At 60.2% G+C, this 26,346-nt stretch carries 25 protein-coding genes; 17 read left to right on the top strand and 8 right to left on the bottom strand.

Features of this window, described 5'->3' with window-relative positions; genetic code table 11:
• The first annotated feature begins 262 nt into the window (after window positions 1-262).
• From ACZ9BB_RS11505 to fabI, 6 genes are read left to right on the top strand one after another with little or no spacing between them, the layout of a single operon-like run.
• Entirely contained in the window at window positions 263-2,077 is a 1,815-nt protein-coding gene (locus tag ACZ9BB_RS11505) for an extracellular solute-binding protein (protein WP_476218277.1), read from the top strand.
• Window positions 2,074-3,915, top strand: coding sequence for an extracellular solute-binding protein (locus tag ACZ9BB_RS11510; RefSeq protein WP_476213885.1), 1,842 nt, complete (start codon window positions 2,074-2,076; stop codon window positions 3,913-3,915). The genes ACZ9BB_RS11505 and ACZ9BB_RS11510 overlap by 4 nt, the downstream gene beginning before the upstream one ends.
• 4 nt (window positions 3,916-3,919) lie before the next feature.
• Complete coding sequence (locus tag ACZ9BB_RS11515) at window positions 3,920-4,993, top strand: microcin C ABC transporter permease YejB (protein ID WP_123495110.1); 1,074 nt, start codon at window positions 3,920-3,922, stop codon at window positions 4,991-4,993.
• A 1-nt stretch (window position 4,994) separates the two neighbouring features.
• Window positions 4,995-6,014, top strand: coding sequence for an ABC transporter permease (locus ACZ9BB_RS11520; RefSeq protein WP_476213886.1), 1,020 nt, complete (start codon window positions 4,995-4,997; stop codon window positions 6,012-6,014).
• Between the two features lies 1 nt (window position 6,015).
• Window positions 6,016-7,626 carry an ABC transporter ATP-binding protein gene (locus ACZ9BB_RS11525; protein WP_476213887.1) on the top strand — a complete coding sequence of 537 codons (1,611 nt, stop codon included), beginning with the start codon at window positions 6,016-6,018 and terminating at the stop codon, window positions 7,624-7,626.
• Between the two features lie 19 nt (window positions 7,627-7,645).
• Window positions 7,646-8,440 carry an enoyl-ACP reductase FabI gene (gene fabI / locus ACZ9BB_RS11530; RefSeq protein ID WP_003202751.1) on the top strand — a complete coding sequence of 265 codons (795 nt, stop codon included), beginning with the start codon at window positions 7,646-7,648 and terminating at the stop codon, window positions 8,438-8,440.
• 91 nt (window positions 8,441-8,531) lie between these two features.
• On the opposite strand, the gene ACZ9BB_RS11535 is transcribed toward fabI, so the two are convergent.
• Window positions 8,532-9,398 carry a LysR family transcriptional regulator gene (locus ACZ9BB_RS11535; protein WP_476213888.1) on the bottom strand — a complete coding sequence of 289 codons (867 nt, stop codon included), beginning with the start codon at window positions 9,396-9,398 and terminating at the stop codon, window positions 8,532-8,534.
• Window positions 9,399-9,511: 113 nt separating this feature from the next.
• On the opposite strand from ACZ9BB_RS11535, the gene ACZ9BB_RS11540 reads away from it, so the two are divergent.
• The gene (locus ACZ9BB_RS11540) at window positions 9,512-9,937 is read left to right on the top strand and encodes a VOC family protein (protein ID WP_476213889.1); all 426 of its coding nucleotides are present in this window, start codon (window positions 9,512-9,514) and stop codon (window positions 9,935-9,937) included.
• 39 nt (window positions 9,938-9,976) lie between these two features.
• On the opposite strand, the gene ACZ9BB_RS11545 is transcribed toward ACZ9BB_RS11540, so the two are convergent.
• From ACZ9BB_RS11545 to ACZ9BB_RS11560, 4 genes are all read right to left on the bottom strand, one after another.
• Complete coding sequence (locus ACZ9BB_RS11545) at window positions 9,977-10,588, bottom strand: GGDEF domain-containing protein (protein WP_476213890.1); 612 nt, start codon at window positions 10,586-10,588, stop codon at window positions 9,977-9,979.
• 73 nt (window positions 10,589-10,661) lie between these two features.
• Window positions 10,662-11,240 (bottom strand): hypothetical protein, encoded by a 579-nt coding sequence (locus ACZ9BB_RS11550; RefSeq protein ID WP_476213891.1) that lies wholly within the window; start codon window positions 11,238-11,240, stop codon window positions 10,662-10,664.
• A 1-nt stretch (window position 11,241) separates the two neighbouring features.
• Window positions 11,242-13,410, bottom strand: coding sequence for a xanthine dehydrogenase family protein molybdopterin-binding subunit (locus tag ACZ9BB_RS11555; RefSeq protein ID WP_476213892.1), 2,169 nt, complete (start codon window positions 13,408-13,410; stop codon window positions 11,242-11,244).
• Window positions 13,411-13,435: 25 nt separating this feature from the next.
• Window positions 13,436-13,891, bottom strand: coding sequence for a (2Fe-2S)-binding protein (locus ACZ9BB_RS11560; protein WP_007937751.1), 456 nt, complete (start codon window positions 13,889-13,891; stop codon window positions 13,436-13,438).
• A gap of 263 nt (window positions 13,892-14,154) precedes the next feature.
• Between ACZ9BB_RS11560 and ACZ9BB_RS11565 the strand changes: the two genes are divergently transcribed.
• Both ACZ9BB_RS11565 and ACZ9BB_RS11570 read left to right on the top strand, forming a co-directional pair.
• A complete protein-coding gene (locus ACZ9BB_RS11565; protein WP_476213893.1) occupies window positions 14,155-14,658 on the top strand; it encodes a VOC family protein in 504 nt (167 codons plus the stop codon).
• Window positions 14,659-14,693: 35 nt separating this feature from the next.
• Window positions 14,694-15,527, top strand: coding sequence for an AraC family ligand binding domain-containing protein (locus ACZ9BB_RS11570; RefSeq protein ID WP_476213894.1), 834 nt, complete (start codon window positions 14,694-14,696; stop codon window positions 15,525-15,527).
• A 144-nt stretch (window positions 15,528-15,671) separates the two neighbouring features.
• On the opposite strand, the gene ACZ9BB_RS11575 is transcribed toward ACZ9BB_RS11570, so the two are convergent.
• Window positions 15,672-16,259, bottom strand: a complete 588-nt coding sequence (locus ACZ9BB_RS11575; RefSeq protein WP_476213895.1) for a LysE family translocator — start codon at window positions 16,257-16,259, stop codon at window positions 15,672-15,674.
• Between the two features lie 248 nt (window positions 16,260-16,507).
• On the opposite strand from ACZ9BB_RS11575, the gene ACZ9BB_RS11580 reads away from it, so the two are divergent.
• The 6 genes from ACZ9BB_RS11580 to ACZ9BB_RS11605 all read left to right on the top strand — a co-directional run bounded on the left by ACZ9BB_RS11580 (window position 16,508) and on the right by ACZ9BB_RS11605 (window position 20,953).
• On the top strand, window positions 16,508-16,720 hold the full coding sequence (locus ACZ9BB_RS11580) for a DUF1059 domain-containing protein (RefSeq protein ID WP_476213896.1): 213 nt from the start codon (window positions 16,508-16,510) through the stop codon (window positions 16,718-16,720).
• A gap of 312 nt (window positions 16,721-17,032) precedes the next feature.
• Window positions 17,033-17,653, top strand: a complete 621-nt coding sequence (locus ACZ9BB_RS11585) for a LysE family translocator (protein ID WP_476213897.1) — start codon at window positions 17,033-17,035, stop codon at window positions 17,651-17,653.
• An 87-nt stretch (window positions 17,654-17,740) separates the two neighbouring features.
• Complete coding sequence (locus ACZ9BB_RS11590) at window positions 17,741-18,823, top strand: bifunctional transcriptional activator/DNA repair enzyme AdaA (protein WP_476213898.1); 1,083 nt, start codon at window positions 17,741-17,743, stop codon at window positions 18,821-18,823.
• 45 nt (window positions 18,824-18,868) lie between these two features.
• A complete protein-coding gene (locus ACZ9BB_RS11595) occupies window positions 18,869-19,675 on the top strand; it encodes an isocitrate lyase/PEP mutase family protein (RefSeq protein ID WP_476213899.1) in 807 nt (268 codons plus the stop codon).
• A gap of 75 nt (window positions 19,676-19,750) precedes the next feature.
• Window positions 19,751-20,368, top strand: a complete 618-nt coding sequence (locus ACZ9BB_RS11600) for a DNA-3-methyladenine glycosylase family protein (protein ID WP_476213900.1) — start codon at window positions 19,751-19,753, stop codon at window positions 20,366-20,368.
• A gap of 96 nt (window positions 20,369-20,464) precedes the next feature.
• Window positions 20,465-20,953 carry a GFA family protein gene (locus ACZ9BB_RS11605; RefSeq protein WP_476213901.1) on the top strand — a complete coding sequence of 163 codons (489 nt, stop codon included), beginning with the start codon at window positions 20,465-20,467 and terminating at the stop codon, window positions 20,951-20,953.
• A gap of 108 nt (window positions 20,954-21,061) precedes the next feature.
• On the opposite strand, the gene ACZ9BB_RS11610 is transcribed toward ACZ9BB_RS11605, so the two are convergent.
• Complete coding sequence (locus ACZ9BB_RS11610) at window positions 21,062-21,670, bottom strand: MiaE family protein (protein WP_476213902.1); 609 nt, start codon at window positions 21,668-21,670, stop codon at window positions 21,062-21,064.
• Window positions 21,671-21,830: 160 nt separating this feature from the next.
• Here ACZ9BB_RS11610 and ACZ9BB_RS11615 point away from each other — a divergent pair, with 160 nt between their 5' ends.
• On the top strand, window positions 21,831-22,694 hold the full coding sequence (locus tag ACZ9BB_RS11615) for a universal stress protein (RefSeq protein ID WP_476213903.1): 864 nt from the start codon (window positions 21,831-21,833) through the stop codon (window positions 22,692-22,694).
• 155 nt (window positions 22,695-22,849) lie between these two features.
• Here ACZ9BB_RS11615 and ACZ9BB_RS11620 read toward each other — a convergent pair whose 3' ends face one another.
• Window positions 22,850-23,320, bottom strand: a complete 471-nt coding sequence (locus ACZ9BB_RS11620) for a DUF1289 domain-containing protein (RefSeq protein ID WP_476213904.1) — start codon at window positions 23,318-23,320, stop codon at window positions 22,850-22,852.
• A 407-nt stretch (window positions 23,321-23,727) separates the two neighbouring features.
• Here ACZ9BB_RS11620 and acnB point away from each other — a divergent pair, with 407 nt between their 5' ends.
• Window positions 23,728-26,328 (top strand): bifunctional aconitate hydratase 2/2-methylisocitrate dehydratase, encoded by a 2,601-nt coding sequence (gene acnB / locus ACZ9BB_RS11625; protein ID WP_476218279.1) that lies wholly within the window; start codon window positions 23,728-23,730, stop codon window positions 26,326-26,328.
• The last annotated feature ends 18 nt before the right edge of the window (window positions 26,329-26,346 follow it).

The raw sequence follows: 26,346 nt of genomic DNA on the forward strand, positions 1-26,346 counted from the left end.
TTCGGCTGCGCAGCAGTCGTAAATCCTGCGAATGCGGTGGATTTGAAAAAATGCTGGGGCCGCTTCGCGACCCAACGGGGGCAAGCCCCCTCGCCACAGGCAAGCTCCCTCACCACAGATTTTGCGATCCGCCGACCCTTCACACAACAATTAACAACGCATTAAGCCCCCGTCTTTTTCCTGTCGATACAAGCTGTTACTGTACGGGCCACAAAGCCCAAGCCGCCTGGATCGGATCTCTGACTTGAAGCGTCCCCTCCTCCTGTTCCTGATCTGCCTGGCCTTGAACTCCCCCGCAAGCGCGACGATCAGCGAAAGCCACGGTTATGCGCAGTTCGGCACGCTCAAGTACCCGGCCAGATTTACCCACTTCGACTGGGTCAACCCGCAAGCGCCCAAGGGCGGCACGTTGCGGGTGATGGCGTTTGGCACCTTCGATACGCTCAACCCTTACACCTTCAAAGGCTCGAGCCCGGTTTCCACCGCCAACTTCCTGCAATACGGCATCAACGAGCTCAACGAACCGTTGATGGTCGGCACCGGCCAGTACGCGCCGTCCGGTGATGAGCCGACCTCAAGCTATGGCCTGATCGCCCAATCGGTGGAATACAGCGAGGACCGCAGCTGGGTGGTGTTCAACCTGCGCCCCGAAGCGCGCTTCCACGATGGCACGCCGATCACCGCTTACGATGTCGCGTTCTCTTACCGCTTGCTGCTCAAGGAAGGTCATCCGCAATACCGCACCAACCTTCAGGAAGTCTCGCGAGTCGACATCCTCAACCCGCAGCGCATTCGTTTCGTTTTCAAACGGTCCGGCAACCCTCTGCTGATCCTGCGCCTGGGCGAGTTACCGGTGTTGCCCCAACATTACTGGAAAGGTCGCGACTTCAAGGCCACCACCTTCGAGCCGCCACTGGGCAGCGGACCGTATCGCATCACCTCGGTAACGCCCGGGCGACAGATCGTTTTTGAACGGGTCAAGGATTACTGGGGCAAGGACCTGCCGGTCAATCGCGGCAAGTACAACGTCGACCGCATGGAGGTCGAGTTCTACCGTGACAGCGACGTGGCTTTCGAAGCGTTCAAGGCCGGGGAGTTCGACATTTACATCGAACACCAGGCGAAGAACTGGGACAACGGCTACAACTTCCCCGCCGTGCGCCGTGGCGATGTGATCAAGGCGCAGATCCCGCATCAGATCCCGACACAGAGTCAGGGCCTGTTCATGAACACTCGGCGGTCAACCTTCGCCGAGATCAAGGTCCGTGAAGCGCTGGGGCTGATGTTCGATTTCGAGTGGACCAACCGCACGCTGTTCAGCGGCGCCTACACGCGCGCGATGAGTTATTACCCCAACAGCGAGTTCTCCGCCACCGGGCTACCGGTCGGTCACGAGTGGCTGCTGCTCAAGCCCTATCGCGATCAGTTGCCCGCCAAACTGCTCACCGAGCCGTTCAGCCTGCCGCAGACCGATGGACGCGGCATCCCACGGGAAACCATGCGCAAGGCCCTGGGACTGCTCGCCGAGGCCGGCTGGAAGCTCAACGGTCAGCGGCTGCAGAACAGCATCGGCCAACCTTTGCGCTTCGAGATTCTGCTGGTCAACCCGAACCTGGAACGCATTCTTCAGCCTTACGTCGAGAACCTCGCCAGCATCGGCATCGACGCACGGCTACGCACGGTCGATCGTGCCCAGTACAAACAACGCCTCGATCAGTTCGATTTCGACATGATCCTGATGACCCTCAACCAGACCCTCAGCCCGGGTCTGGAGCAATGGCAGTACTTCCACTCCAGCCAGGTCGGGGTCAAGGGCAGCAAGAACTACGCCGGCATCGCCAACCCGGTGGTCGACCACCTGCTCGAACAACTGCTCGCCGCCCAGACCCGCGACGCACAAGTCGCCGCCGGCAAGGCGCTGGACCGGGTGCTGCTGTGGCAGCACTACATCATTCCCAACTGGTACCTCAATTATCACCGCCTGGCCTACCGTAACCGGTTTGCCTTCGTCACGACGCCGCCCTACACACTGGGCCTGAGCGCATGGTGGGTGACATCTTCGGAGAAAGATCGATGAAACCCGTACGCGCCCTGCTCTTGCAGGCCAGCGGTCTGCTGTTCGCCGGGCTGGCCTGCGCCGCCCCGCAACATGCTCTGACCCTGTACAACGAGCCGCCAAAATACCCGGCCGACTTCAAGCACTTCGATTACGTAAACCCCGATGCACCCAAGGGCGGGATCTTCCGTGAGGCCGGGTTCGGTGGCTTCGACAGCCTCAACCCGTTCATCAACAAAGGTGTACCGGCCGACGATATCAGCATGATCTACGACACCCTGGCCAAACAGGGTCTCGATGAGCCGTTCACTCAATATGGCTTGATCGCCGGCAAAATCGAAAAAGCCCCGGACAACAGCTGGGTGCGCTTCTACCTGCGCCCCGAAGCACGTTTCCACGACGGCCACCCCGTGCGTGCCGAAGACGTGGTGTTCAGCTTCCAGACCCTGATCAAGGACGGTGCCCCGCTCTACCGCGGCTATTACAGCGACGTGGAAGAAGCGATCGCCGAAGACCCGCTCAAAGTGCTGTTCAAGTTCAAGCACAACAACAACCGCGAATTGCCAATGATCCTCTGCCAGTTGCCGGTGCTGCCCAAGCATTGGTGGGCCACCCGTGACTTCAACAAGGGCAACCTGGAGCTGCCGCTGGGCAGCGGCCCGTACAAAGTCACCGAAGTGAAGGCCGGGCGCTCCGTGCGATATGAACGGGTCAAGGACTATTGGGGCAAGGACCTGCCGGTCAATCGCGGCTTCTACAACTTCGACGTGATGACCACCGACTACTACCGCGACAACACCGTCGCGCTGGAAGCCCTCAAGGCCGGTCAGTTCGACTACTGGCTGGAGATGGCCGCGAAAAACTGGGCCAAGGCCTACAACATTCCAGCGGTGACCGAAGGCCGACTGATCAAGGAAGAAATCCCCAACGGCAACCCCACCGGCATGCAAGGTTTCGTGTTCAACCTGCGCCGCCCGGTGTTCCAGGATGTGCGCGTGCGTCAGGCGCTGACCCTGTTGCTGGACTTCGAGTGGACCAACAAGCAACTGTTCAACGGCGCCTACGCGCGCACCCGCAGTTACTTCGAAAACTCGGAAATGGCCGCCACCGGCCTGCCGGACGCCGATCAGCTGGCGATCCTCGACCCGTTCCGCGGCAAGATTCCCGAGCCGGTGTTCAGCGAAGCCTTCCAGAACCCGGTAACGGACGCCAGCGGCATGATCCGCACCCAGCAGCGCAAGGCCTATCAACTGCTGCAAGAGGCCGGCTGGCGGATCGTCGATGACAAAATGGTCGACGCCACCGGCAAACCGGTGAGCATCGAGTTCCTGCTGGCCCAAACCGAGTTCGAGCGGGTGCTGCTGCCGTTCAAGCGCAATCTCAGCGACCTGGGCATCGACCTGGTGATCCGTCGGGTCGATGTTTCGCAGTACATCAACCGCGTGCGCTCCCGGGACTTCGACATGATCGTCGGCAGCTTCCCGCAGTCCAATTCACCCGGTAACGAACAGCGCGAGTTCTGGATGACCGCCGCGGCCGACAAGCCTGGCAGCCGCAACTCCATGGGCCTGAAAGACCCGGTGGTGGACCAACTGGTCGAGCAACTGATCAACGCCGATTCGCGTAAAAGCCTGGTGGCCCACGCCCGGGCGCTGGACCGGGTGCTGCAATGGGGCTATTACGTGATCCCCAACTGGCACATCAAGACCTGGCGCGTGGCGTACTGGAACCACATCGGCCACCCGAAGGTTTCGCCCAAATATGACATCGGCATTAATACCTGGTGGGTCAAGCCCAACGCGACACCTGCGATAGAAGTCGAAACCAAACTGCAAGCCGACCCTGCGGGCACGGAGTAATCAGATGCTGGCGTATATTTTTCGGCGACTGCTGCTGATCATCCCGACCCTGCTCGGCATTCTGCTGATCAATTTCGTGATCATCCAGGCCGCCCCCGGTGGGCCGGTGGAACAGATGATCGCCAAACTCGAAGGCTTCGAAGGCGCCACCAGCCGCATTGCCGGCGGCGGTGCCGAAGTCTCGGTGGCAGGCTCGGCCTATCGCGGCGCCCAGGGCCTGGACCCGGCGCTGGTCAAGGAAATCGAGCACATGTACGGCTTCGACAAATCGGCGCCGGAACGCTTGTGGATCATGATCAAGAACTACGCCACCCTGGATTTCGGCGACAGCTTCTTCCGTGACGCCAAGGTCATCGACCTGATCAAGGAAAAGATGCCGGTGTCGATCTCCCTGGGGTTGTGGAGCACGCTGATCATGTACCTGGTATCGATTCCGCTGGGGATCGCCAAGGCGACGCGACACGGCAGCCACTTCGACGTCTGGACCAGTTCGGCGATCATCGTCGGTTACGCAATCCCGGCGTTCCTGTTCGCCATCCTGCTGATTGTGGTGTTCGCCGGCGGCAGCTATTTCGACTGGTTCCCGCTGCGCGGCCTGACCTCGAACAACTTCGACGAGCTGAGTACCGGCGGCAAGATTCTCGATTATTTCTGGCACCTGGCACTGCCGGTGACCGCCCTGGTGATCGGCAACTTCGCGACCATGACACTGCTGACCAAGAACAGCTTCCTCGACGAAATCAACAAGCAGTACGTGGTCACCGCCAAGGCCAAGGGCCTGACCCGCCACCGCGTGTTGTACGGCCATGTGTTCCGCAACGCCATGCTACTGGTGATCGCCGGTTTCCCCTCGGCATTCATCGGTATCTTCTTCACCGGCTCGTTGCTGGTGGAGGTGATCTTCTCCCTCGACGGCATGGGGCTGATGAGTTTCGAGGCGGCGATCAACCGCGATTACCCGGTGGTCTTCGGCACGCTGTTCATCTTCACCCTGCTGGGGCTGGTGGTGAAATTGATCGGTGACCTCACTTACACCTTTGTCGATCCGCGCATCGACTTCGAAAGCCGGGAGCATTGAGATGAACCTGTCCCCTCTCAATCGCCGACGTTTCGAGCTGTTCAAGGCCAACAAGCGTGGCTGGTGGTCGCTGTGGCTGTTTTTGATCCTGTTTGGCGCAAGCCTCGGTGCCGAGCTGATCGCCAACGACAAACCGCTGGTGGTGCACTACGACAACGCCTGGTACTTCCCGGCACTCAAGCGCTACCCGGAAACCGCCTTCGGCGGCGAATTCCCGCTGGAAGCCAACTACAAGAGCCCGTACATCCGCGAACTGCTCAAGGCCAAGGACGCCTGGGTCTTGTGGGCGCCAATCCCCTATAGCTACCAAAGCATCAACTACGACCTGAAAGTCCCGGCCCCCGCGCCGCCGTCCGCAGACAACCTGCTGGGCACCGACGACCAGGGCCGCGATGTGCTGGCCCGAGTGATTTATGGCTTTCGTATTTCGGTGCTATTCGCTTTGAGCCTGACCATTCTCAGCTCGATCATCGGCGTGATCGCCGGGGCCTTGCAGGGCTTCTATGGCGGCTGGGTCGACCTGGCCGGGCAGCGTTTCCTGGAGATCTGGTCCGGGCTGCCGGTGTTGTACCTGCTGATCATCCTCGCCAGTTTCGTGCAGCCAAACTTCTGGTGGCTGCTGGGGATCATGCTGCTGTTCTCGTGGATGAGCCTGGTGGACGTGGTGCGTGCCGAGTTCCTGCGCGGGCGGAATCTGGAATACGTGCGCGCGGCCCGGGCGCTGGGCATGCAGAACGGGGCGATCATGTTCCGCCACATTCTGCCCAACGCCATGGTCTCGACCATGACCTTCATGCCGTTCATCCTGACCGGCGCCATCGGCACCCTGACCGCCCTGGATTTCCTCGGCTTCGGCCTGCCGCCGGGCGCTCCATCCCTGGGGGAACTGGTGGCCCAGGGCAAATCCAACCTGCAAGCGCCGTGGCTGGGTATGAGTGCGTTTGCGGTGCTGGCGCTGATGTTGAGCCTGCTGGTGTTCATCGGCGAGTCCGCTCGCGATGCCTTCGACCCGAGGAAGTGAAATGAATCAGGACAATCTGATCGAAGTGCGCGACCTGGCCGTCGAATTTGTCGTCGGCGAGCACGTTCAGCGGGTGGTCGAAGGCGTCAGCTTCGATATCAAGCGCGGCGAAACCCTGGCGCTGGTGGGCGAAAGCGGCTCCGGCAAATCGGTGACCGCCCACTCGATCCTGCGGCTGCTGCCCTATCCGCTGGCCCGGCATCCGTCCGGCACCATCGAGTATTCCGGGCAGAACCTGCTGGGCCTGAAAGAAAAAACCATCCGCCACATCCGCGGCAACCGGATCGCGATGATCTTTCAAGAGCCGATGACCTCGCTCAATCCGCTGCATTCGATCGAGAAGCAGATCAACGAGATACTGGGCATCCACAAGGGCCTGACCGGTAAAGTAGCGACCAAACGCACGCTGGAGTTGCTGGAAATGGTCGGCATCCCCGAGCCCGAGAAGCGCCTCAAGGCCCTGCCCCATGAATTGTCCGGCGGCCAGCGCCAGCGGGTGATGATCGCCATGGCCCTGGCCAATGAGCCGGAATTGCTGATCGCCGACGAACCGACCACGGCCCTGGACGTGACCGTTCAACTGAAAATTCTCGAACTGCTCAAGGAATTACAGGCCCGTCTGGGCATGGCGTTGTTACTGATCAGTCACGATTTGAACCTTGTACGAAGAATTGCGCATCGGGTATGTGTCATGCAGCGCGGTTGCATCGTCGAACAGGCATCGTGCGAAGAATTGTTCCGCGCGCCGCAGCATCCGTACACTCGGGAACTGTTGGCAGCGGAGCCCAGCGGCAAACCGGCGACCAATGTGATTGGCCCGCCCTTGCTCGCGGTCGAGGACCTGAAAGTCTGGTTCCCGATCAAAAAAGGCTTTTTCAAAAGCACGGTGGATTACATCAAAGCGGTGGACGGTATCAATTTCAGCCTGCCCCAGGGCCAGACCCTGGGGATTGTGGGAGAAAGCGGTTCCGGCAAGTCGACGCTCGGTCTGGCGATTTTGCGGTTGATCGGCAGCAAAGGCGCCATACGTTTTGAAGGCAAGCAGCTAGACTGCCTGACGCAGAGCGAAGTTCGGCCGCTGCGTCGGGAAATGCAGGTGGTGTTCCAGGACCCCTTCGGCAGCCTGAGCCCACGGATGTGCGTGAGCCAGATCGTTGGCGAAGGCCTGCGGATTCACAAGATGGGCACCGAGGCAGAACAGGAACAAGCGATTATTGCGGCACTCAAGGAGGTAGGCCTGGACCCGGAAACCCGGCACCGCTACCCCCATGAATTTTCCGGTGGGCAACGGCAAAGAATCGCCATTGCCCGGGCATTAGTGCTAAAACCGGCGTTGATTCTGCTGGACGAGCCGACGTCGGCCCTCGACCGGACAGTGCAACGCCAAGTGGTGGAGCTGCTGCGTTCACTGCAAACCAAGTACAACCTGACGTATCTGTTTATCAGCCATGACCTGGCTGTCGTCAAAGCGCTGAGCCACCAGTTGATGGTGGTCAAGCATGGCCAAGTGGTCGAACAGGGAGACGCGCAAAGTATCTTTGCCGCCCCCCAACATCCGTATACACAGCAGTTGCTGGAAGCCGCTTTTCTGGCCCCGGCCACTGCGCAATAACCTGAAAGAGGAGCAACACATGGGTTTTCTCGCCGGTAAGCGCGTACTGATCGTCGGTGTCGCCAGCAAGCTGTCCATCGCATCCGGCATTGCTGCCGCCATGCATCGCGAGGGCGCTGAGCTTGCCTTCACTTATCAGAACGACAAACTCAAGGGTCGTGTCGAAGAGTTCGCACAAGGCTGGGGTTCGAGCCCTGAGCTGTGCTTCCCGTGCGACGTGGCCAGCGATGAAGAAATCGCCAAGGTCTTCGAAGAATTGAGCAAGAAATGGGACGGCCTGGACTGCATCGTGCACTCCGTCGGCTTTGCCCCGGGCGACCAACTGGACGGCGACTTCACCGAAGCCACCACCCGTGAAGGTTTCCGCATCGCTCACGACATCAGCGCCTACAGCTTCGTGGCCCTGGCCAAGGCTGGCCGCGAAATGATGAAAGGCCGCAATGGCAGCCTGCTGACCCTGTCGTACCTGGGCGCCGAGCGCACCATGCCGAACTACAACGTGATGGGCATGGCCAAGGCTTCCCTGGAAGCTGGCGTACGTTACCTGGCCGGCTCCCTGGGCCCGGACGGCACTCGCGTCAACTGCGTATCGGCCGGCCCGATCCGCACCCTCGCCGCTTCCGGCATCAAGAACTTCCGCAAAATGCTGGCGGCCAACGAAGCGCAAACTCCGCTGCGTCGTAACGTCACCATCGAAGAAGTCGGCAACGCCGGCGCCTTCCTGTGCTCGGACCTGGCGTCCGGCATCAGCGGTGAAATCATGTACGTAGACGGCGGCTTCAACACCACCGCCATGGGCAACATCGAAGAGTAATCTTCCGGTTGCAATGAAAAACCCGCCTCTGGAGGCGGGTTTTTTGTACCCGTAATTTCACGCGCGACGCAGTTCCCTGTGGGATTTGTGTTTAACCATCGATCTGTGTCAGACAACTGGCAAACAATTGATGGATCGGCTGCATCCGCTGGCTGTAACGCTGCAACAGCACGATCTCCCGATAGAACGTCAGTTCGCCCAGTTCGATCACCCTCACCCTGGCGCCATGCTCAAGCCACAGCCCGGCCTTGGGCAGCAATGAAATGCCCAATCCGCACTCGACCATTTTCACGATCGCTTCCAGCTCATCCAGCTCCAGCGCGACCTGCACGTCGATCTGCTGCTCGCGCAGAAACTGCGTCACCAATCGCCCGCCAAACGAATTGCGGTCATAGCGCACGTGGGGGTGCGCGGCGAGTAATTGCAACGGATCATGCCCCTCAAGCGCTGCCGGAACGACCAGCACGAACGGTTCCTTGCGAATCACCTGCGCCGACAACTCCTTGGGCAAGTCGAATGGCGGCTTGATCAGGATGGCCAGATCCACCTCACCGGTGTCGACCTGGCTCAACAGATTCAGTGATACCCCCGGCACCAGTTTCGGCTCCAGCCGCGGCGCTTGGTGCCGCAAGCGCAACAGCGCCTGAGGCAATAGCCCGGTCTGTACCGTGGCCACCGCGCCGATCTTCAATTCGCCGCGATAGTCGCTGGCGTCCTCGCTGACGGCCATGCGACTGAAGGTTTCCAGCATCTCCCTGGCCATCGGCAAGGCTCGCTGCCCTGCGGCATTGAGCAGCGCCTGGCGCCCCGTGCGGTCGAACAAGCGAATACCTAGCGCCTGTTCCAGATTGCGGATCTGCGCACTGACCGCCGACTGCGTGAGGCCGATGTGCATGCCCGCCGCGGCGAAGGTGCCATAGCGCGTCACGGCGATGAAAGTTTTCAGTTCCCGCAGCATAGATTTCTCGATTGATCGAAATAATTTGAGCTCGCCACAAAAACTATCGTCTTTCAATCAAAAAGCACAGGGCTAAACTCGGTCTCAACGCCCAACCCGTCGAGATATATCCGATGCAACTGTCCCCTTTTCACTTGGCTATCCCGGTTTACGACTTGGCCGCTGCCCGGCGCTTCTATGGTGAAGTATTCGGTCTGGAAGAAGGTCGCTCCAGCGATCATTGGGTCGACTTCAATTTCTTCGGCCATCAGCTGGTCATCCACCTGGCGCCGAAAAATGCTTCTCAGGAGGCCGCCCACACCAATGCCGTGGACGGGCATAACGTACCGGTTCCGCACTTTGGTGTGGTGCTGGGAATGGAGGAATGGGAAAACCTGGCCGAGCGCTTGAAGTCTCTGGGCACGCACTTTGTGATCGAACCGGGGATTCGCTTCCAGGGACTGGTTGGCGAACAAGCCACGATGTTTCTCTTCGATCCCTGCGGCAATGCGCTGGAGTTCAAGGCGTTCAAGAATATCGATCAGTTGTTCGCCAAATGATCGGCCATCCCGGGTTGCAGCAGACTTGCACGGTAGCCCTCAAAATTCGACCTGGCCTTGATGCCGAACCTCATCGAGCGCCCGCATCAGGCCATCGATTGTTTTGTGATGGTCGGGATCGAATTCGATTTGCGCGAGACTGAAACGAATGTCGTACCCGCGATGCACCGTGGCATTGCGCTCATCGAGTATTTCTTCAAGCCGCGCTCTGATCGCGGCCATCTCCACCGCGTCGGAGCCGATCAACAACGCGGCAAACTCATCACTGCCCAACCGGCCGATCACATCGCTCTCGCGAAACGCGATGCGTAGCACATCAGCGAAGGTTTTCAGGGCATTGTCGCCCTCGGCGCGACCATACAGCTGGTTGATGTGCTTGAAGTGATCAAGGTCGAAAAACAGCAGGGTCGCGGGTTTGCCCAACTGCTGACAGGCCTCCAGCCCCAACCGGGCCAAGGCCTCGAAGCCATGACAATTGGGGAGCAGCGTCAGCTCATCCATGCTCGCCATTTGCACCCCTGTCAGCTCTTGCTCGGCCTTGCGTGCCAGGTCGCGCAGCAAATCGCGATCCTGCGCGGCACTGTCGAGGACGTTCGGCGTGCGCAGGTCGGCGCCAGCGCCGGGTTTGACCGGTTTGCCTGGATTTAGCATCACTCACTCCTTGATGGATATAAACGTTAGAGTCGTTCGTACCCGGTTTAACTCCCTATAAACGCGCCGCTGGTCAGCTACCCGCCAGCGGACACGGCCCTCCAGCGTCGGCCCAGAGTTTGAACTGGGTGACAAAAATATCGTGGGGCACCGGCACCGGCGCCCGCCCCTCACCCGGACGCCAGCCCCAGAGCACCAGTTTGTCCTCGCTGACATGCTTGATCAGTGCCGCAAAATCACGATCGCCATTGCTGGAGCGGTCCTTGATCATCGCGCACAACTTGTCGGGTGGCAGACCGATCCAGGCCATTTTGTGTGCGGCTGGCGGCAGGCTCCAATGCGGCGCCCCGGGCGGTGCATGAGGCCCATAACTGGCCGGTGGATTGCTTTCGGCATGACACGTAGCGCACGGCAAACCGGCCGAGCCCTTGCCATCCAGGCCGCGAACCACATTCATCGCATGAGGCATGCCGGCGTCGAACTGCAACGGCGAATCGCCGGGGATATGGCAGTTCTGACAACGCGGGCTCTGGAACACCTTCTGCACCGTCTCGAACGCCTTTACCGCCTCTTGATCGTCAGCGAACAGGTCCGAGGCATAGCCACTCAGCCCGATCAACACCACAGCACCAAGCACCAGATGTCGTCTCATCTCACACCCCCGACAGTTGCAGCGGCAGTTCCCGCAGGCGCTGCCCGGTCAGGGCAAACACCGCATTCGCCACGGCCGGTGCCACAGGCGGAACACCCACCTCGCCGATACCGCCCGGTTTGTCGCTGCTGGGGACGATATGCACCTCGACCACGGGCATCTCGTTCAGGCGCAGGACCTGATAGTCGTGATAATTGGACTGCACCACCTGACCGTCCTTGAACGTCAGTTTGCTGTGCAAGGTAAATCCGAGGCCAAAGGTGATGCCTGACTCCATCTGCGCGGCGATCCCCTGCGGGTTGACCGCAATGCCGCAATCCACCGCGCACACCACCCGGTGCACGCGAATGGCGAGGTTATCCTGCGACACTTCGGCCACCTGGGCGACGTAACTGCCAAAGGACTCATGCACCGCCACGCCCAAGGCGTGGCCGTCCGGCAATGGCGCCTTCCAGTTGGCCTTCTCCACCGCCAGATTCAGCACGCCCAGATGCCGTGGATGCGCCTTGAGCAAGGTTCGTCGGTATTCCACCGGATCCTTGCCGGCCGCGTCTGCCAACTCATCGATCAACGATTCCATGACGAAGGCCGTATGCGTGTGCCCCACCGAGCGCAGCCACAGCACGCTGATGCCGGTTTGCGGTGAATGCAGTTCGACTTGGTGGTTGGCCAGCCCCTCAAGGTAAGGGCTGTCGGCCACGCCTTCGACGGAGGTTTTGTCGATGCCATCCTTGACCATGGTCGCCGCGAACGACGTACCTGTCAGGATCGACTGCCCGACCAGCACATGCTTCCAGGCCATCGGCATGCCGTCGGCATCCAGCCCGATGCGCGCCTGATGCAGGAACGCCGAGCGGTAGTAACCGCCGCGAATGTCATCCTCTCGGGCCCAGACGGTTTTCACCGGCGCGCCCGCTGCCTTGGCGACGTACACGGCTTCGCTGACAAAATCCGAGGTCGGATTGGCCCGACGCCCGAAGCCACCGCCGAGGAATTGGGTGTGGATCTCGACCTGTTCGGGTTTGAGCCCGGTGATTTTCCCCGCGATCATCTGATCCAGCGTCTGGAACTGCGTGCCGGTCCAGATTTCGCATTTGTCCTTGGAAATTTTCACTGTGCAGTTGAGCGGTTCCATCGGCGCGTGGGCCAGGTAGGGCACGCTGTATTCAGCCTCGATCGTCTTCGCCGCTTTGCCCAGCGTCGCCGTGACATCGCCGGCCTGACTGGCCGAGGTGCCGGGGGTGGCGGCGAGTTTACGGAAGCTTTCCAACAGTTTCTGACTGTCGAGCCCGGCGTTCGGCCCCAGATCCCATTCGACCTTCAGCGCATCGCGCCCCAGCTTCGCCGCCCAATAATGATCCGCGATCACCGCGACACCCGTGGGCACCTGCACCACTTTCTGCACGCCCGGCACCGCCAGCGCCTCGGCACCCTCGAAGGATTTGACGCTGCCACCGAACACCGGCGGGCGAGCGACCATCGCGGTCATCAGCCCGTCGAATTGCACGTCGATGCCGAACTTGGCCTGACCGGTGATTTTCTCCGGGGTGTCGAGGCGTTTTGTGGGTTTGCCGATGACCTTCCAGTCCTTGGCCTCCTTGAATTTTATCGAGGCCGGATCCGGCACCGGCAACTTGCCGGCGTCATCCGCCAATTCGCCGTAAGTGGCGCGTTTGTCGCCGGCAATGACCACGCCCGACTCGGTGCGGATCTGCGAAGGCGCCACGTCGAATCGCTTGGCCGCCGCCTCGATCAACATCAAGCGTGCCGCCGCCCCGGCCTGGCGATAGCGATCGAACTCCATCCAGGTCGAGGTCGAGCCGCCGGTGATCTGCATCCCGCCAAACCCCGGCAGGCCATAATCGGCGGCCGAGGCCGGCGCATGTTCGACGCGGATTTTCGACCAGTCGGCGTCCAGTTCTTCGGCGATCAACATGGTCAGACCGGTCCAGATGCCCTGGCCCATTTCCGAATGGCCAAGCAGCACGGTGACGCTGTTGTCATTGCCGATGCGTAAAAAGGCATTGGGGGCGAAGGCGTTTCCTTGATTCTCGGCACCGAAGGCTAAGCGGTGGGCACCGGGAATGACAAACGCCACCACCAGACCGCCGCCCAGCAATGCGCTGCCCTTGAGAAAGCCGCGACGCGAGACAGGATTGATGTTGTCCATGACTCAGACTCCTTTCGACGTGGCCTCAACCGATTTCGGCGGCGCGTTTGACCGCTGCACGGATCCTGGGATAGGTGCCGCAGCGGCAAATATTGCCGGACAGCGCCTGGTCGATGTCGCTGTCGGTGGGCTTGGGGATCTTCGCCAGCAACGCTGCTGCCGACATGATCTGCCCCGACTGGCAATAACCGCACTGGACCACGTCGAGTTCGGCCCAGGCTTGTTGCACCGGGTGCGAGCCGTCGCTGGACAGGCCTTCGATGGTGAGAATTTTCTGCCCATGGGCCACTGCCGTGGCGGGCGTGATGCAGGAGCGCAGCGGCGCGCCGTCGACGTGTACGGTGCAAGCGCCACACTGGGCCATGCCGCAACCGAATTTGGTGCCCGTCAGGTGCGCGACATCGCGCAACACCCAGAGCAACGGCATGTCCGCGGGGACATCCAGTTCCTGGTCCTTGCCATTGATATTAAGGGTCAGCATGCGGGTTTCCTCAGACTCACGGTGTTCTGAAGGGGCGCCTCTGCCTCGAGACCGTTATTTTTCGTAGGAGGGTTTGCGCGCCTTGGTTATCCCTACAGCTAAGCGCAATTTGACCCGCAAGCCATGTTCATCGACCACCGGTCACTCCCGTCCCGTAGTAGCTCGGCAGCTGCTACGGAATTGTCGATCTACGGCGCCACCGGTCGCCCGCGGACTGACTACGCTGATAATCCAGCGTGTTCAACCTGCCGAGGACAACCGCCATGCAACGCTTTCCAAAACTCACCCCCTGCCTGTGGTTCGACGATCAGGCTGAAACGGCGGCGAAGTTTTATTGCTCGATCTTCGATCACTCGAAAATCACCGCCATCACCCATTACGGCAAGGCCGGCCAGGAAATCCATGGCCGTGCGGAAGGTTCGGTGATGACCGTCAGTTTCGAACTCGATGGCCAGACCTTCACCGGACTCAATGGCGGGCCGGTGTTCACCTTCAACGAAGCGGTGTCGTTCCAGGTCAACTGCCAGAACCAGGAGGAAGTCGATCACTTCTGGGGCAACCTGTCTGCCGGCGGGCCTGTGCAGGCGCAGCAATGCGGCTGGCTCAAGGACAAATTCGGAGTGTCGTGGCAGATCGTACCGGTGGCGCTGATGCACATGATGCAAGACCCCGACACGGCAAAATCCCAGCGAGCCATGCAAGCGATGTTGCAGATGAAAAAACTCGATATTGCTGAACTGGAGCGAGCCTTTGCCGGCCAGAGCTAATACACTCGGGACGCTGGCTTGCCGAGGAAACCGAGATGAAGCACACCGTCGCCAAAGATGCAGACAAAGCCCCGCGCTTCTGGCGTGACGACGCCCTGCCCTTCATCGAAGCCCGCTCCATCGCCGACGGTCGCGAGGTTTGCTACAGTCGGCATTCCCACGAACACTTTTCCATTGGCGCGATCACCGCCGGGCACAGCACTTATATCCACGAGCAGTCGGAGTTTCAGGTCAGTGCCGGCACCGTGGTGCTGATGAATCCGGGCGATGTGCATGCCTGCAACCCGATCGACGACCAGCCCTGGTCGTACCTGATGCTGTACGTCGAGACACCTTGGCTGACCGACTTGCAGCATCAGCTCGGGTTCAGCCAGGACTCGACGTTTCGCCGGTTTTCCATCACCCACCATCGTGACGTTGAGCTGTTCGCCGGCTTGCAGGATTTGTACAACGTATTGGTCGATCCGCAGCAAGACGTGCTGCACAAGCACAGTGCGGCAGTGGAGTTTTTCACCGAGGTGCAACAGCGGCTCAACCCCATAGAGCAACCGCTGCGTGAACCCAATTTCAAGCTGGAACGGGCCGCCGACTATATCCGCGACAACTGCACGCACATGCTCAAGCTCGAAGACATTTGCGAGGCGGCGCAATTGTCACCGTCCTACCTGATCCGCGCCTTCAAGCAGCATTACGGCATGACGCCCCATGCGTTTCTGATCAACCGGCGCATTCAGTTCGCCCGGGATCGACTGCGCAGCGGCAGGTTGATCGCCGATGTGGCGCTGGAAGCGGGGTTTGCCGACCAGGCGCATTTTCAGCGCGCGTTCAAACAGCATCTGGCGGCGACACCGGGGCAGTATCGCGGTTGATGCCGAAACACCCACTTCTGTGGCGAGGGAGCTTGCTCCCGCTGGGCTGCGAAGCGGCCCCAAATCCGGGCGACTGCTGCGCAGTCGAGCGGGAGCAAGCTCCCTCGCCACAAAAAGCTCTCTGGCCATAACAGCGGGTTTGACTCAAGGCAATACTAAGTACACCGCACTCACCGCCAGCAATAACGCCATGACCCGGTTGAACAAGCGCATTCCCGCCGGGTTGCTCAGGTAGCTGCGCAAAAACGTGCCGGCATACGCCCAGCAACCCACCGACAAATAGCAGATCACCAGGTAAACCGCGGCGAACTGCCAAACCAGCCGCGCCTCACCGTCGGCGACAAACGCGCCCATTCCCGCCACGCAGGCCAGCCAGGCTTTCGGGTTGAGCCACTGCATCACCGCGCCATAGAGCATCGACGGTGCCCGCCCCGACTCTTTCGCATCCAGACGTCCGTCGTCGGTGGCCAGTTTGTAAGCCATGAACAACAGGAATGCCACGCCGGCCAATTGCACCACCCGGGTCATGAACGGCCACAGTTTCAGCAGCTCATGCAGCCCCAGTCCCATCAACACCAGCAGCAACACGAACCCCAGCGTCGCACCGGCCACATGCCGCTGGCTGGCACGGAAGCCGAACTGCGCTCCGGAACTCAACGCCACAATGTTCACCGGCCCCGGGGTAATTGACGCCACCAACGCAAACGCGGCCATGGAAAGAATCAGAGTCATCGGTAACCTTCTTCAAAATCAGCGGGAGGAGCTCTCAAGGTAAAGTTCAAGCTGCGCGGCTGTATTGAAGAAAATGCCCTTGGAGCGCTTGAGTGACCAGATAGGTTACGAGCCCGTCTCGATGCACCTTGTAGTGGGCCTATACTTTAAAAGTCAGCACATTCGATGCGACAGGATGTAGGGGGTGACGCGTCGAGTGATCATTCACGCAGGCCACGGCCTGCCTTCGTCGTAGGGAGGAGAAGATCATGGCGCGTAAATACATCGACTGCCGCGAGTTTCCAAGCGATTCCAAATGCTCGGTCGCGCTGTCCGCAGACTCTGAAAACGAATTGCTCGAGGCCGCGGCACAGCATGCGGTCAGCGTTCACAAACACACTGACTCACCAGAACTGCGTGCTCAACTGAAAACGATGTTTCACGACGGTACCCCACCTGTTGAAGCACCGCGTTCTGCTTAGCATAAATGGGACAGACCACGATTTTAGGCAAATGCCGAGCAATCGTAGTCTGTCCGCTGTTTCTACGAGAGGTCGATTTCATGAACAACATCATCTACATCGTCGGGGTTGTTGTGATCGTCGTGGTTATCCTGTCGTTCCTCGGTTTTTCATAAATAGTCATAAATAGGGACAGACCACGATTAAGGGCAAATGCGTCCCTGTCGGAGCAAGCCCGCTCCCGCAGTGTACGGTCGTTTGCGTGCAGCGCTGTATGGGCAGGCCACTGCCCGTGCGTGATAAAAATAGCGCTCTCGTTCCTGGAGCCCTGTCATGGACCTCGCCACCCTTTCGCTGTTTCTGCCGGCCTGTTTCGCCCTGAACATGGCCCCCGGCCCGAATAACCTGCTGTCGGTCAGCAACTCGACCCGCTATGGCTACCGCACCTCCTGCATCGCCGGTATCGGTCGATTGCTGGCATTCGCCGGGATGATCGCACTGGCCTCGGCCGGGTTGGCTGTGGTGTTGCAAACGTCCGAGATGCTGTTTTACGGGATCAAGATTCTTGGGGCGGCGTATCTGTTTTATCTCGCCTGGCAATTGTGGCGAGCCGATCCCGGGGCGGAAAATACGGTGGCAGGCGCACCGGTTGGCGTGCTGGCATTGGCGCGACAGGAGTTTCTGGTCGCGGCGGGCAACCCCAAGGCAATCCTGATCTTCACCGCATTCCTGCCGCAGTTCGTTGACCCGACCCAAGCCGTGCCCCAGCAATTCGCCGTACTCGGCGCGTTGTTCCTGATGCTGGAATGGATCGCCATCAGCGCCTACGCCTACATGGGCCTGCACATGCGTCGCTGGTTCGCCGAGCCGCGCGGCAAGCGGATTTTCAACCGTTGCTGTGCGGGTTTGTTGTCGGCGGCGGCTTCAGTGTTGTTGATGGCACGTCGGGCCTGATGATTTGTGCGCCAGCAATAAAAGCCTACGGAATTCTCTGTCGATTTTCCGGTGGAGGCACTGCGCGACGCGGCTTATGCTCGGCCCATGAACCTACAAAACGCCTTACTGCCGCCCCACGCCGAGATGGTTCGCGCCATGCTCGAACGCGACACCGCCTACGAGGGGGTGTTCTTTACCGCGGTCAAAACCACCGGCATTTTCTGTCGTCCCAGTTGCACGGCGCGCAAGCCGAAGCCGGAAAACGTCGAGTTCTTCGCCCATGCCGATGAGGCGATGTCGGCGGGCTATCGCGCTTGCCTGCGTTGCAAACCGCTGGACGCCGCGGCCATCGCACCGGACTGGGTGCAGCGGCTGCTCAAATCCGTCGACGCCGACCCCGACCTGCGCTGGACCGATGCCCAATTGCTGGCCGAGGGCATCGAGCCGCTGAAACTGCGTCGCTGGTTCAAGCAGCATTTCGGCATGACCTTTCACGCCTGGCTACGCAGCCGACGTCTGGGCATCGCCTTGGGTGGCATCAAACAGGGCGAATCCATCGACAACGCGGCGTTCGACTCCGGCTACGAGTCCCTGAGCGGTTTTCGCGATGCGTTTCAAAAGTCATTCCACATCACCCCCGGCCGCGCCACCCATAGCGAGCCACTGCTGTTCACCCGACTGACCACGCCGCTGGGGCCGATGATCGCCATGGCCGAACGGCGTGGGCTGGTGTTGCTGGAGTTTCTCGATCGACCGGCATTGACCAGGGAAATCGAAGAACTGCAGAACCGTTTTGGCTATGCCGTGGCACCCGGTCATAACGGGCATTTGCAGCAGATCGAAGAAGAACTGGCGCAATACTTTGCTGGCAAACGGAGCGCATTCAACGTGCCGCTGCACCTGCCCGGCAGCGCTTTCGCCCGGCAAGTGTGGGCCGAACTGATGAAAATCCCCTATGGCCAGACCAGCACGTATGGCGCCATCGCCACGCAATTGGGCAAGCCCGGAGCCAGTCGTGCCGTGGGCATGGCCAACGGACAAAACCGTCTGGCGATTGTGCTGCCCTGTCATCGGGTGATCGGCGCAGACGGCTCATTGACCGGCTATGGTGGTGGACAACCGCGCAAAGCGTTTCTGCTCCGACTGGAAAGCGCCGCGGTGCAAATCACCGAACAACTCGTATTCTGATCACTCCACTGTTTTCCAATAAAAAGTCATAAGGAAGGACATTCGATGGACACACTCGACAATCAATTCCACCAACTGCACCAGAGCGGCCTGCTGATTCTGACCAATGTTGCCGATGCCACTGGGGCGCGACTGGTGGAACAGCTGGGCAGCAAGGCCGTCGCCACCAGTAGCGCGGCCGTGGCCTGGGTTCATGGTTATCCGGATGGCAACACCTTGCCGCTGGAACGGTTGATTTCCACCGTCGAGTCCATCGCCCGGGTCATCACGGTGCCGTTGACCGTGGACATCGAGGCGGGTTATTCCGATGACCTGGAGCGGGTTGCGCAGGTGATCGACGCCGTCATCGCTGCCGGTGCCGTGGGGATCAATATCGAGGACGGTGCCGCACCGCCCGACCTGCTGGCCCGCAAGATCGAGATCGCGCGCCAGGTCGCCGATCGTCGTAACGTGAAGCTGTTCATCAATGCCCGCACCGATGTGTACCTCAAAGGCCTGGTGCCCGCTGAAGATCGCGTGGCAGAAACGCTCAAGCGAGCCGCCCTGTATCAAGCGGCCGGTGCCGACGGGCTGTTCGCCGCTGGCGTCACGGCGGCGTATGAGATCGACGCCCTCTGCCACGGCACGACGCTGCCGGTGAACGTACTCGGCTTCACGGGCCTGCCTTCGCCTGAAGAACTGCAAGCCCTCGGCGTGCGCCGTTTGAGCGCCGGCTCGAGCATCGCCGAATTCCTCTATGGCGCCATGGCCTCCCTGGCCAAGAGCTTTCTGCAAACCGGAAAGCTTGATAGCAGCGATCCCAAACCCTTCACGTATGGAGAAGTAAACGCCTTGCTGAGCGGAAAAGTTTGACCGCAAGCAATGGAGTGCGGCGCTGCGGGGGGACGACTAATCTTCCCGCAGCCCCCGCGACCTCAGAGATGCTCCATGCCCGACACCTATCAACCGGCCAGCGAATTTCTCTCGGCCCTCGATGCCGACTGGCAGCGCCACATCAGCGCCATCGGCCCCTGCCTGCATCAGCCCCATGCGGCTCGCGATCCTTATGAATCGCTGGTGCGGGCGATTGCCTATCAGCAGCTGCATGCAAAGGCCGGCGATGCAATTGTCGGACGGCTGCTGGCGTTGTTTCCTGCCAGCACCTTCCCCAGGCCCGAGCAGATTCTGGCGACAGACTTCGAGCAGATGCGCGGTTGCGGCTTTTCCGCCAGCAAGATCGCGACCATTCAGGGCATCGCTCAGGCCGCTCTGGACGGCGTGGTGCCGGATTACGCCACGGCGCTGGCCATGGACGATGAAGCGTTGATCGAGCGTTTGATTACTTTGCGCGGGGTCGGGCGCTGGACGGTGGAAATGCTGTTGATCTACAGCCTGGAGCGGCCGGACATTTTACCGGCCGATGACTTTGGCGTGCGTGAGGGTTATCGGCGGCTTAAAGGGCTAGAGGTTCAGCCGAGTCGCAAGCAGATGATTGAGATCGGGTTGGCGTGGAGCCCCTATCGGACGGTAGCGGCGTGGTACTTGTGGCGGGTGCCCAACCGGTAGACCGCGATAGCGCCGGCACTTGCAGCATAAATTCAAGTCCAGGAACGCTTACGGTCTAGGCTGTCTTGAGTCATCCCAACCCCATCGGAGGCTCCCATGCAACTCGAAGGCTCCTGCCATTGCGGCGCGGTGTCGTTCAGCTTGACCAGCGCCAACCCCTACCCTTATCAACGTTGCTATTGCTCGATCTGTCGCAAGACCCAGGGTGGCGGCGGTTATACGATAAACCTGGGGGGCGATGCCGAAAGCCTGAAGGTACGCGGCCGCAAACACATCTCGATTTACCATGCACGACTCAAGGACGAAGGTGATAAACGCGCCCGTCGCAGCACCGCCGAGCGGCATTTCTGTTCCCTTTGCGGTTCGGGACTATGGCTGTTCAGCCCTGAATGGCCAGAGTTGATTCACCCGTTTGCCTCGGCCATCGACACGCCGTTGCCGGTGCCGCCCGAGCATACGCACCTGATGCTCGGCTCCAAGGCGCCGTGGGTGGAAGTCGAGGCGCATCCGGGCGACCAGCAGTTCGAGGTCTATCCCGAAGAGTCCATTGCCCAGTGGCATGAGCGCCTGGGTTTGAGTCGTTAGGTCGCTTTACAGTCTTTGAAAGTTTCGCAAAAAGGGCTCGGGCTTGGACGAAGACGATTTAATGCCTTTTGAAGAGGCGGTGTTGCTGATGCCCCCACGGCAAACAACTCACGCCGCTGCCGGCACACCGCTATGGAAGCGAAATTCCACGTCTGGCGACTCGATCAGTTCCTGCTCGGCGTCACGGACCTTGTCGATCACCTGGGCAATGTCCTTGGCGTCACCGTACTGATAGGCCAGTTTCAGGTAACCCTGAAAATGCCGGGCCTCACTTTTCAGCAGACCGAAGTAGAACTTGCCCAGCTCTTCATCCAGATGCGGCACCAGCGCCTCGAAACGCTCGCAACTGCGGGCTTCGATGAAGGCGCCGACCACCAGCGTGTCCACCAGTTTCACCGGTTCGTGACTGCGCACCACTTTGCGCAGGCCCGAGGCGTATCGCCCGGCAGACAGCTGCCGTAGCTCGATCTTGCGCTTTTTCATCAGGCGCATGACCTGCTCGTGGTGCACCAGCTCTTCCCGGGCCAGGCGCGACATCAGGTTGATCAGGTCGACGTGGGAGTGATATTTGGCAATCAGGCTCAACGCCGTGCTGGCCGCCTTGAATTCGCAGTTCTTGTGGTCGATCAGCAAGGTTTCCTGATCGGCCAGCGCGGCCTGGACCCAGCCGTCAGGGGTGCGGCAGCCGAGGAACTCGTGAATTTCGGGAAGGATCATGGGGCTCACGGATAAAAGGTTGAAAACGAAGGGCGCCGATTATACCGGCCTGCCGACAGACCACCAGCCGCGACCGTTGATATGCATCAAGTCCCGAATGCGCGACCAGCAACTATAGTTGTCCAACGCAGTGTTTTTTATCTTCACGGAGATCCCGATCATGCAAGCCATTCGCAGCATCCTGGTGGTCATCGAACCCGAACACTCGGAAAGCCTGGCGCTTAAACGGGCCAAACTGATCGCTGGCGTGACCCAGGCCCATCTGCACCTGCTGGTCTGCGATAAAAAGCATGATCACGCTGGCATGCTCGGCGTACTCAAGGCTGCGCTGGTGGCGGACGGCTACAGCGTCACCACCGAGCAGGCCTGGAATGAAAGCTTGCATGAAACCATCGTCGATGTGCAGCAGGCTGAAGGTTGCGGCCTGGTGGTCAAGCAGCACTTCCCCGATAGCCCACTGAAAAAGGCCCTGCTGACCCCGGCGGACTGGAAACTGCTGCGCTATTGCCCTACTCCGGTGCTGCTGGTGAAAACCGCCAAACCCTGGGCCGGTGGCGTGATCCTGGCGGCCATTGATGTCGGCAACATGGATGGCGAACACCGCACCTTGCACGCCAGCATCATCGATCATGGCTACGACATTGCCAGCCTGGCCAAGGCCCATCTGCACGTGATCAGCGCCCATCCCTCGCCGATGCTGTCGGCGGCCGATCCGACGATGCAGCTCAAGGAAACCATCGAGGCCCGTTACCGCGAGCAGTGCCAGGCGTTCCAGGCCGAGTTCGACATCGACGACGACCACCTGCACATCGAGGAAGGCCCGGCGGATGTGTTGATTCCGTTTATGGCCCATAAGTTGGGGGCCTCTGTGACGGTGATCGGCACCGTGGCCCGTACCGGGTTGTCCGGGGCGTTGATCGGTAATACGGCGGAAGTGGTGCTGGATGCGCTGGAAAGCGATGTGCTGGTGCTCAAGCCGGAGACGGTCATGGATCATCTGGAAGAGATCGTGACCCAGCATTGAGGCCACGAAACACTTGTGGCGAGGGAGCTTGCTCCCGTTGGGTTGCGAAGCGGCCCCAATTCGGTCGGCGCAGTGTGTCAGACAAAATTCATTGGCCGATTGACGACTGCTGCGCAGCCGAGCGGGAGCAAGCTCCCTCGCCACAGGTTAAACAATCAGCCGCCGAAAGCGTCCTTGAGGAACCCCGGCGCAATATAGCGCTGGTAATGCGCCTCCGAGAGCAGGAAAAACTCCCGATCAATGGCGTCCCGCAGCTCCGGCAGGTTCCAGTCGCGAAACTCCGGCAGCAGCACCATCCCGTAGGCTTCCAGATTATTGATGACCCGCGCGCCCCGGGCGATCAGCTGATAAGCCCAGCAATACTCCGACTGATGCGGCACAAAGCGGATCTTGCGCTGTTCCAGCTGCAGGCGCAGGAGCGCGGGATCGAAAATTTCCACCTTGGCGGCCATCACCTGCGACAACAGCTGCTCAAGACGCAACCACACCGCGCGTTTTTCTTCCTCGTTGTAACCGTTCCAGTGAATCACTTCATGGTGGAAACGCTTGCAGCCACGGCACACCAAGTCACCGTAAACAGTGGAGCAGAGGCCGACGCAGGGGGTCTTGATGGTCTGATTGGGCATAGGTAGGCAAAACACGGAAAAGCAGAACAGGTCGGCATGTTAGCCCTTTGTCTAACATTCATCACCCCTCAAAATTTTGGGGCTAACTTACCTTTAAATTTTTTTTGCCGTAGAATCAGCCAGCCTTTTAAGGCGCCAATGTCCGTTAGAAGCTGTTTTCAAAGCGTCACGAGCACAGTCGTTCCTTCAGAGCGGTGTTGGCGACGGGTTTTTCCAGCGGGGAAAAGCCCAACGCCAACCCTCATCAGCTCCCGTTCTGCAGGCGTAAAACTTTGAAAGCAGCTTCTGTAAGGAATTGCCGGTAATTCTGGCTAAGCGGCCCACAACGCCACGCAGCGCATGAGTACGGCAATTTCGGGATGAGCGTCCCGGACACCCATTTGGGACCACTGATGAGGGTAATAACTGTGCTTGAAGCCTACCGCAAACATATCGAAGAGCGCGCAGCACTGGGTATCGTTCCCCAGCCGCTTAACGCCGAACAAACTGCAGGCCTGGTCGAGCTGCTGAAAAATCCCCCGGCTGGCGAAGAAGCTTTCCTCGTTGACCTGATCACCAATCGCGTTCCGCCAGGTGTGGACGAAGCGGCCTATGTAAAGGCCGGTTTCCTGTCTGCCCTCGCCAAAGGCGAAGCCAAATCCCCTCTGATCGACAAGAAGCGCGCTGTTGAACTGCTCGGCACCATGCAGGGCGGCTACAACATCGTGACGCTGGTAAACCTGCTGGACGACGCCGAACTGGCACCAGTAGCGGCCGAAGAACTCAAGCACACCCTGCTGATGTTCGATGCCTTCCACGACGTGGCTGAACGCGCCAAGAACGGTAACGTTCACGCCAAAGGCGTGCTGCAATCCTGGGCCGACGGCGAGTGGTTCAAGAACCGCCCTGTGCTGGCCGACAAGATCAGCCTGCGCGTGTTCAAGGTCACCGGCGAAACCAATACCGACGACCTGTCCCCTGCCCCTGATGCCTGGTCCCGCCCGGACATCCCGCTGCACGCCCTGGCCATGCTGAAAATGGCTCGCGACGGCATCGTGCCGGACGTACAAGGCTCCATCGGTCCGATGAAGCAGATCGAAGAAATGCGCAACTCCGGCTTCCCGATCGCCTACGTCGGCGACGTGGTCGGTACCGGTTCTTCGCGTAAATCGGCCACCAACTCGGTGCTGTGGTTCTTCGGCGACGACGTTCCTTACGTGCCGAACAAGCGTGCCGGCGGTTTCTGCTTCGGCAGCAAGATCGCTCCGATCTTCTACAACACCATGGAAGATGCCGGCGCACTGCCGATTGAATTCGATGTATCCAACATCAACATGGGCGACGTGATCGACCTGTACCCGCACGCAGGCAAAGTCTGCAAGCACGGTACCGACGAAGTCATCACCACCTTCGAAATGAAGACCCCAGTGCTGTTGGACGAAGTCCGTGCCGGCGGTCGTATTCCGCTGATCATCGGCCGTGGCCTGACCGAGAAGGCTCGCGCCGAACTGGGTCTGCCAGCGTTCGACCTGTTCAAGAAGCCGGATGCCCCGATTGAAAGCACCAAGGGTTTCACCCTGGCGCAGAAAATGGTCGGCAAGGCGTGCGGCGTAGCCGGTGTGCGTCCAGGCACCTACTGCGAACCGAAGATGACCACCGTCGGTTCTCAGGACACCACTGGCCCGATGACTCGCGACGAACTGAAAGACCTGGCGTGCCTGGGTTTCTCGGCCGATCTGGTCATGCAGTCGTTCTGCCACACCGCGGCTTATCCAAAGCCGATCGACGTGACCACCCACCACACCCTGCCAGACTTCATCATGACCCGCGGCGGCGTTTCCCTGCGTCCGGGTGACGGCATCATCCACAGCTGGCTGAACCGCATGCTGCTGCCGGACACCGTCGGTACCGGTGGTGACTCGCACACCCGTTTCCCGATGGGCATTTCGTTCCCGGCCGGTTCCGGTCTGGTCGCCTTCGCCGCTGCCACTGGCGTCATGCCGCTGGACATGCCGGAATCGATCCTGGTGCGCTTCAAAGGCGAAATGCAACCGGGCGTCACCCTGCGTGACCTGGTTCACGCCATTCCTTACTTCGCGATTCAGGCTGGCCTGCTGACCGTCGAGAAGAAAGGCAAGAAGAACGCCTTCTCCGGCCGCATCCTGGAAATCGAAGGGCTGGACAACCTGAGCATCGAACAGGCTTTCGAGCTGTCCGACGCCTCGGCCGAACGTTCGGCTGCCGGTTGCACCATCAAGCTGTCGAAAGAGTCGATCACCGAGTACCTGAGCTCCAACATCACCCTGCTGCGCTGGATGATCGGCGAAGGCTACGGCGATGTACGTACTCTGGAACGTCGTGCTCAAGCGATGGAAGCCTGGATCGCCAACCCTGAGTTGATGGTGGCCGATGCTGACGCCGAATACGCTGAAGTCATCGAAATCGACCTGGCCGACATCAAAGAGCCTGTGCTCTGCGCGCCGAACGATCCGGACGACGCCCGTCTGCTGTCCAGCGTTGCTGGCGAGAAGATCGACGAAGTGTTCATCGGTTCGTGCATGACCAACATCGGTCACTTCCGCGCTGCCGGTAAACTGCTGGATCAGGTCAAGGGTCAGCTGCCAACCCGTCTGTGGCTGTCGCCGCCGACCAAAATGGACGCTCACCAACTGACCGAAGAAGGCTACTACGGCATCTACGGCAAAGCCGGCGCACGCATGGAAATGCCAGGCTGCTCGCTGTGCATGGGTAACCAGGCACGTGTAGAGCCGAACAGCACCGTGGTGTCGACGTCGACCCGTAACTTCCCGAACCGTCTGGGTGACGGCGCGAACGTCTACCTGGCTTCGGCCGAGCTGGCGTCCGTTGCGTCCATCCTGGGTCGCCTGCCGACCGTCGAGGAGTACATGGAATACGCTGGCAAGATCGACAGCATGGCGGCCGATGTTTACCGCTACCTGTCCTTCGACCAGATCGCCGAGTTCCGTGAAGCTGCTGCGAACGCCAACATCCCGGTCGTTCAAGCCTAACGCTACAAAGCAATAAAA

It is taken from the genome of Pseudomonas sp. TE3552 (assembly GCF_056278945.1).

Excerpts from the sequence above, each read along its gene's own strand:
- ACZ9BB_RS11510 (WP_476213885.1), top strand. The coding sequence starts at position 2,074 with ATGAAACCCGTACGCGCCCTGCTCTTGCAGGCCAGCGGTCTGCTGTTC.
- ACZ9BB_RS11515 (WP_123495110.1), top strand. The coding sequence starts at position 3,920 with ATGCTGGCGTATATTTTTCGGCGACTGCTGCTGATCATCCCGACCCTG.
- ACZ9BB_RS11520 (WP_476213886.1), top strand. The coding sequence starts at position 4,995 with ATGAACCTGTCCCCTCTCAATCGCCGACGTTTCGAGCTGTTCAAGGCC.
- ACZ9BB_RS11525 (WP_476213887.1), top strand. The coding sequence starts at position 6,016 with ATGAATCAGGACAATCTGATCGAAGTGCGCGACCTGGCCGTCGAATTT.
- fabI (WP_003202751.1), top strand. The coding sequence starts at position 7,646 with ATGGGTTTTCTCGCCGGTAAGCGCGTACTGATCGTCGGTGTCGCCAGC.
- ACZ9BB_RS11535 (WP_476213888.1), bottom strand. The coding sequence starts at position 9,398 with ATGCTGCGGGAACTGAAAACTTTCATCGCCGTGACGCGCTATGGCACC.
- ACZ9BB_RS11540 (WP_476213889.1), top strand. The coding sequence starts at position 9,512 with ATGCAACTGTCCCCTTTTCACTTGGCTATCCCGGTTTACGACTTGGCC.
- ACZ9BB_RS11545 (WP_476213890.1), bottom strand. The coding sequence starts at position 10,588 with ATGCTAAATCCAGGCAAACCGGTCAAACCCGGCGCTGGCGCCGACCTG.
- ACZ9BB_RS11550 (WP_476213891.1), bottom strand. The coding sequence starts at position 11,240 with ATGAGACGACATCTGGTGCTTGGTGCTGTGGTGTTGATCGGGCTGAGT.
- ACZ9BB_RS11555 (WP_476213892.1), bottom strand. The coding sequence starts at position 13,410 with ATGGACAACATCAATCCTGTCTCGCGTCGCGGCTTTCTCAAGGGCAGC.
- ACZ9BB_RS11560 (WP_007937751.1), bottom strand. The coding sequence starts at position 13,891 with ATGCTGACCCTTAATATCAATGGCAAGGACCAGGAACTGGATGTCCCC.
- ACZ9BB_RS11565 (WP_476213893.1), top strand. The coding sequence starts at position 14,155 with ATGCAACGCTTTCCAAAACTCACCCCCTGCCTGTGGTTCGACGATCAG.
- ACZ9BB_RS11570 (WP_476213894.1), top strand. The coding sequence starts at position 14,694 with ATGAAGCACACCGTCGCCAAAGATGCAGACAAAGCCCCGCGCTTCTGG.
- ACZ9BB_RS11575 (WP_476213895.1), bottom strand. The coding sequence starts at position 16,259 with ATGACTCTGATTCTTTCCATGGCCGCGTTTGCGTTGGTGGCGTCAATT.
- ACZ9BB_RS11580 (WP_476213896.1), top strand. The coding sequence starts at position 16,508 with ATGGCGCGTAAATACATCGACTGCCGCGAGTTTCCAAGCGATTCCAAA.
- ACZ9BB_RS11585 (WP_476213897.1), top strand. The coding sequence starts at position 17,033 with ATGGACCTCGCCACCCTTTCGCTGTTTCTGCCGGCCTGTTTCGCCCTG.
- ACZ9BB_RS11590 (WP_476213898.1), top strand. The coding sequence starts at position 17,741 with ATGAACCTACAAAACGCCTTACTGCCGCCCCACGCCGAGATGGTTCGC.
- ACZ9BB_RS11595 (WP_476213899.1), top strand. The coding sequence starts at position 18,869 with ATGGACACACTCGACAATCAATTCCACCAACTGCACCAGAGCGGCCTG.
- ACZ9BB_RS11600 (WP_476213900.1), top strand. The coding sequence starts at position 19,751 with ATGCCCGACACCTATCAACCGGCCAGCGAATTTCTCTCGGCCCTCGAT.
- ACZ9BB_RS11605 (WP_476213901.1), top strand. The coding sequence starts at position 20,465 with ATGCAACTCGAAGGCTCCTGCCATTGCGGCGCGGTGTCGTTCAGCTTG.
- ACZ9BB_RS11610 (WP_476213902.1), bottom strand. The coding sequence starts at position 21,670 with ATGATCCTTCCCGAAATTCACGAGTTCCTCGGCTGCCGCACCCCTGAC.
- ACZ9BB_RS11615 (WP_476213903.1), top strand. The coding sequence starts at position 21,831 with ATGCAAGCCATTCGCAGCATCCTGGTGGTCATCGAACCCGAACACTCG.
- ACZ9BB_RS11620 (WP_476213904.1), bottom strand. The coding sequence starts at position 23,320 with ATGCCCAATCAGACCATCAAGACCCCCTGCGTCGGCCTCTGCTCCACT.